Annotated in this window: 5 protein-coding genes; all 5 read left to right on the top strand. The window is 33.8% G+C overall.

Translation table 11 applies throughout. From position 1 onward, the window contains the following. The coding region (locus WMO25_RS14025; protein WP_435384316.1) for a serine O-acetyltransferase at nt 1-399 on the top strand (399 nt) is incomplete at its 5' end. 46 nt (nt 400-445) lie between these two features. Then, nucleotides 446-1,192, top strand: coding sequence for a thioesterase II family protein (locus WMO25_RS14020; protein WP_349085824.1), 747 nt, complete (start codon nt 446-448; stop codon nt 1,190-1,192). Nucleotides 1,193-1,212: 20 nt separating this feature from the next. Then, on the top strand, nt 1,213-2,820 hold the full coding sequence (locus tag WMO25_RS14015) for an AMP-binding protein (RefSeq protein WP_349085823.1): 1,608 nt from the start codon (nt 1,213-1,215) through the stop codon (nt 2,818-2,820). After that, on the top strand, nt 2,813-4,531 hold the full coding sequence (locus tag WMO25_RS14010) for a condensation domain-containing protein (protein WP_349085822.1): 1,719 nt from the start codon (nt 2,813-2,815) through the stop codon (nt 4,529-4,531). The genes WMO25_RS14015 and WMO25_RS14010 overlap by 8 nt, the downstream gene beginning before the upstream one ends. Then, nucleotides 4,528-5,618, top strand: a 1,091-nt coding sequence (locus tag WMO25_RS14005; protein WP_349085821.1) for an AMP-binding protein, incomplete at its 3' end; no start/stop codon positions are given. The genes WMO25_RS14010 and WMO25_RS14005, both read left to right, overlap by 4 nt.

Below are 5,618 nucleotides of genomic sequence, written 5' to 3'. Positions count from 1 at the left end.
CAAAGGACGGCTAATTGCTTATATAAACTGAAAGTTCCTATATTACCGAGAATTATGACAGAGTATGCACACTCTATGACGGGGATAGATATCCATCCGGGGGCAGAAATTGGAGAAAGCTTTTTTATTGATCATGGAACGGGAGTTGTAATCGGGGAAACTACAGTTATTGGAGACTATGTAAAAATATATCAAGGTGTGACTTTGGGGGCTTTATCAACTCGCGGAGGTCATAAGCAAAAAAGTATGAAACGACATCCTACAGTTGAAGATAATGTAACTATTTATGCTGGGGCTACTGTTTTAGGTGGCAGTACAGTAATTGGACAGGGTGCTGTTATAGGAGGAAATGTTTGGGTAACGCAATCCATACCACCTTTTACAAAAGTATCTATATAGTTGCAACGGAAATGAATAAATGACATACATTTGGAGGAAGATAAACGTGGATTATAAATTGCTGAAAAACCGTGAAAATATTAAAAAAGAAAATATAACGTTATTTTGTTTACCTTTTGCTGGAGGTGGCGCTTCTGCCTATAGTACATGGATAAAAAAGCTATCAGATGGAATAACAGTTTGCCCAATTCAGCTTCCTGGAAGGGAAGAAAGGATTATGGAAAAACCATATACAGATATGAAGTTAATGCTTGAGGATTTGATGGAAGAAATAGAGAGTGCTATACAAGGGAGATATTCTCTTTGGGGGCATAGTATGGGTGGGAAAATTGTTTATGAATTGGAAAAACACCTTGAAAATAAGGGGTATCAAGCTCAGTACTTGTTCGTTTCGGGAAGTAGGATACCAAGTATACCAGAACCAAATCCGATTTATCATTTACCTGATGAAGCATTTAAGAGAGAACTTCAAAGATTCGAAGGAACGCCAAAAGAAATAATGGAAAACCAGGAACTATTAAAAATTTTTTTACCTATGTTGAGAGCTGATTTTACTATGGATGAAACTTATTATACTGAGCGACAAGAAAAAATCCATGCTCCTATTATAGCGTTTGCCGGCATGGAGGATAAAGAGGCAACTCCCTCAGATATAAAAAAATGGGAAAATTATACAGATCAGTACTTTCAATATTTTTTATTTAAAGGTGGACATTTTTATATACGTGAGAAAGAGATAGAAGTTATTGATAAATTAAATGCAATATTGAAAGGTATTACAGATGAAATTTAAAAGTAGAGGGAGAATTTACAATGAATTTTGAGGATAGTCTGCAAGAATATGAAAATATAGGGATACTAAAAAAGAATACTTTTTTAGATGAGCTAGAACAAATATGTAATAAATATCCAGATAAATATGCAGTTATTGATACATTTGAAAAAATTTCATATAAAAAATTGTATTGTGAGATATCTAAATATGCAAAAGGTCTAAAAAATAAAGGAGTAAACAAAGGCGATAAAGTACTTTTGCAAATGAAAAATGGAATCCGTTATGTAGAAATACTATTTGCTGTAATGAAAATAGGGGCTTCTCCAGTGCTATTATTGCAGGAACATAGAAATTACGAAGTTACGCGAATAGGAAGGGCTGTGGAAGCCTCTGCGCTAATAGTTGAGAAAAATGAGATAGAAAATGTTGATTATGATAATCTCATCGAGCAAAGTGTAAAAGATATTTCGTCATTAAAACTAGTGATTGCAGAAGAAAATGTGACTAATAGTATAGATAGAAAAATCGCAACATTTGATGAAATCAAAGATGAAGAGATGCAAGAAAATTATTGTGAATATAGGGATGTGGCGGTTTTCTTACTTTCAGGTGGAACAACAGGAACGCCCAAAATTATACCTAAGCTCCATGAAACATATATATATAATGCTAAAGCAGCAGCAAAAAAATGTGAATTCAGTTGCGAAACAACATATATGGCAGTACTGTCAGCCTCTCATGATTTAGCGCTTGCTAATCCAGGGGTTTTAGGAACACTTCTGTCGGGAGGTACCGTAGTATTTCCACAGACTGCAGCATTTGACGATGCATTTGAAGCTATTGAAAAATATAAAGTTACGGCTACCTGTATTGTACCCGCTTTAGCTACAGTATGGGTAAATGCTGTGGAGCTTTATGATAATGACCTGTCTAGTCTAAAACAAATTATAATAGGTGCTTCTAAATTAGATTATGATTTAGGAAAAAAGATTATTGAAAAGTTTGATGTGTGTTTACAGCAGGGTTATGGTCTTGGAGAAGGAGTAACATGTTTTACAGATTTAAATGATAACGAAGAGGTGGCAATACGCACACAAGGAAAACCTATTTCGGAATATGACGAAATAAAAATCGTTAATTCAAAATATACGGAAGTGGCACAAGGAGAAGAAGGAGAGTTAATTGAGAAAGGTCCATATACCTTTGGTGGATATTATGAAAATGAGCAATTAAATAGCGAACTTTTTACAGAGGATGGTTTTTTTAAAACAGGAGACAAGGCTAAAAAGGATTCGTCTGGAAATATTATAATTCTTGGGAGAGTACGAGAACAGATTAACAGGGCAGGAGAAAATGTGCTTCCAGATGAGGTGGAAACTTATTTACGTAAAATTTCAGGAATTAAAGAAGCAAGTGTTTTTGGAATGCTAGATGAAAGATTAGGAGAAAAAACAGTCGCATGTATAGTTGTAGAACATTCAGTGGATAAGAAAGAAATTTATATAAAGTTGAGAGAAATGGGGATTGCAACATACAAATTTCCAGATGAGATTCACTATCTGTCTAAGCTTCCATATAAGAATATAGGGAAGATAGATAAAGAACTACTGAAAACCCAAATTGAACAGGAGAGAAAAAATGGATAATATTTATGAAAAGACATATATCAAGGATAAATTGATTGATTTAATAAAAAAAGAACAAGGAATTTATGTTGATGAGAATGAAAATCTTTTTGAAATTGGATTAAATTCATTAACTGTTATGAAAATAGTAGCTTATTGGAAAAAAGAAGGATATAACATTAAATTTTCGGACTTGTTGAAACGCCCTTATATTTATGAGTGGGCAGAACTATTGCTTCATGCAGAAAGACAAGAACATAAACAAGTTGAAAAAAAAGTAAATATGTATGAACCGTTTTCAATGACAGATGTGCAGTATGCCTATTGGATAGGGAGAGGGAAAGAACAATTTCTTGGGAATATTGGGTGCCATGGATACTTTGAGGTTGATACAAGAGAAATTAATTTACAGAAATTACAGAAGGCATGGGAAATTTTGTTTGAGTACCATCCTATGTTGCGAGCGAGATTTTTAGAATCTGGCAAGCAGGTTATAATGAAAAGTCCCTATCAAAAAAATATTCATGTGATTGATTTGTCTGAAAAAGATGAAAAAGAAAAGGAAAGGTATTTACTGAAGATAAGGAATGAAAGATCACATCGTTTGCTTAAAATAGAAGAGGGACAAGTTATTGCCTTAGAAATATCAATATTAGGAAACAACAAATATAGATTACATTTTGATATAGATTTGCTTGTATGTGATGTACAGAGTTTTCAGATAATTTTGCGAGATATAGCAGCATATTATGTTAATGAAACTTTACCACCGGTAAAAAAAGAGTGGAATTTTGCTTCGTATTTAGAAACACAAAAGGGTAATAGACAAGTAGCGGAAGATATGGATAAAAAGTTTTGGAGTGAAAAATTAGATTTTATTTCAGAAGCACCGAAACTCCCATATATTCGAGAATATATGCTGAAACAGGAGGTAAGATTCAAAAGGCATCAATATGAAATATCATTAGAAAAGACTGAAATGTTAAAAAACTATGCTAAAGAAATAGGAGTGACCTTAGCTACATTAATTTTGACTATATATGGTATGGTAATTAGCAAATGGAGTGAAAACAAGAAGTTTGTGATAAATGTTCCTCTATTTAACCGGGATAGTGCTGATGATATTGATGAAGTAGTTGCAGACTTTACCAATTTAATTTTGGTTGAAATGGATTTTGAAAAAGAAAAATCTTTTATAGAATATGCAAAAGAAATCCAAAAACAATTTCAAGAAAGTATTGACCATTCTAATTATTCTGGGATACAGATACTTAGAGATTTAAAGAAAACAAGGGATGCTTTCGCTGGAGCTCCAATTGTATTTTCGTGCAATATAGGAACACCTTTAATAAGTAAAGATTTTAAAAATGCTTTTGGTGAAATTACATATATGATTTCGCAAACACCACAGGTATTGATTGATTTTCAACTGTTTACCCTTGATGATGGAATGTTATTTGTATGGGATGCGGTTGATGCAGCATTTCCTGACTATATGGTTACGGAAATGTTTAATACATTAATAGATACGATAAATATAGTATCAGACAATGATAAATGGAGTAATAAGGTAGAGGTTTTGCCCGCATCTCAAAAGACACATAGAGACGCAGCGGTAGATTTTTTAGAAAAGGATGTACCAAATAAAACATTGATTGAGGAGATATTCTCGAATGCTCTAAATAACCCTCAGCAAGTTGCGCTTATTGAAGCTATTCTGGATGTAAGATGACATATGCAGAACTGGTAGAAGCAAGTCGGAAAATGGCAGGTTTTTTAAAGATAAACGGAGTAGAAAAGAAAACGAGGGTGGCAATTATTACTGAAAGAAATGTAGAAACAATAATAGCCATGTTGGCAGTACAGTTATGTGGTGGGGCATACATTCCTATTCAGCCGTTGCAACCATTAGAACGTCTTAAACTTATAATTGAAAGTGCAGAAGTATTTTATATACTTGCATCGAAGCAATATATTGAAAAGTTTAGTGTTATAGAAAAGAAATGTTGGATGGATGTTCATTTAGGAATGAATTTTACTAGAAGTTTCAACGGGAACGAAGCAGAACCAAACAATCCAGCGTATATAATTTATACTTCCGGTTCTACTGGGATACCTAAAGGAGTAGAAATTACTCATCGTTCAGCAATGAATACAATAGAAGCAATAAATGAGAAATTTTTAGTCAATGAGCAAGATATAGCTATAGGGGTTTCAGCATTTGACTTTGATTTGTCAGTCTATGACATATTTGGGATGCTTAATGCAGGGGGAAAGTTGATTCTAGTTCCTCCGGAAGCGTGGAGAAATGCAGAAAAATGGACACAAATTATAGAAGAATATAAGATAACAATTTGGAATTCGGCTCCTTCGTTGGCAAAAATGCTATTAACTGATATGGAGTATAAAAATAAAATAGGAAATAGTTTAAGATATATGTTTTTATCAGGAGATTGGATTACATTAGATATACCGAAGCGGTTGAGTAAAGTATTCCCAATGACAAAACTTATTGCTATGGGTGGAGCCACAGAAGCATCTATTTGGAGTAACTATATCGAAGTGAAATATCCATTTCCTGAATGGTGGAAATCCATACCATATGGCTACCCGCTAAAAAATCAAATGTATCGTGTTGTGGATAAAAAGGGAGCAGACTGTCCGGATTATGTTAAGGGGGAATTGTGGATTGGAGGTGCCGGTGTTGCTAACAGATATGTGGGTGATAACAAGCTAACCAGAGAAAAATTTGTGATGAAGTATGGGAAGAGATGGTATAGAACAGGAGATACTGGAAGGTATTGGAGGAATGGAACACT

The organism is Coprococcus intestinihominis (assembly GCF_040096555.1).
GTDB lineage: Bacteria > Bacillota > Clostridia > Lachnospirales > Lachnospiraceae > Coprococcus_A > Coprococcus_A intestinihominis.
Note: the sequence above shows the minus strand (reverse complement) of the source record. Positions and strands in the feature narration are given on the sequence as shown.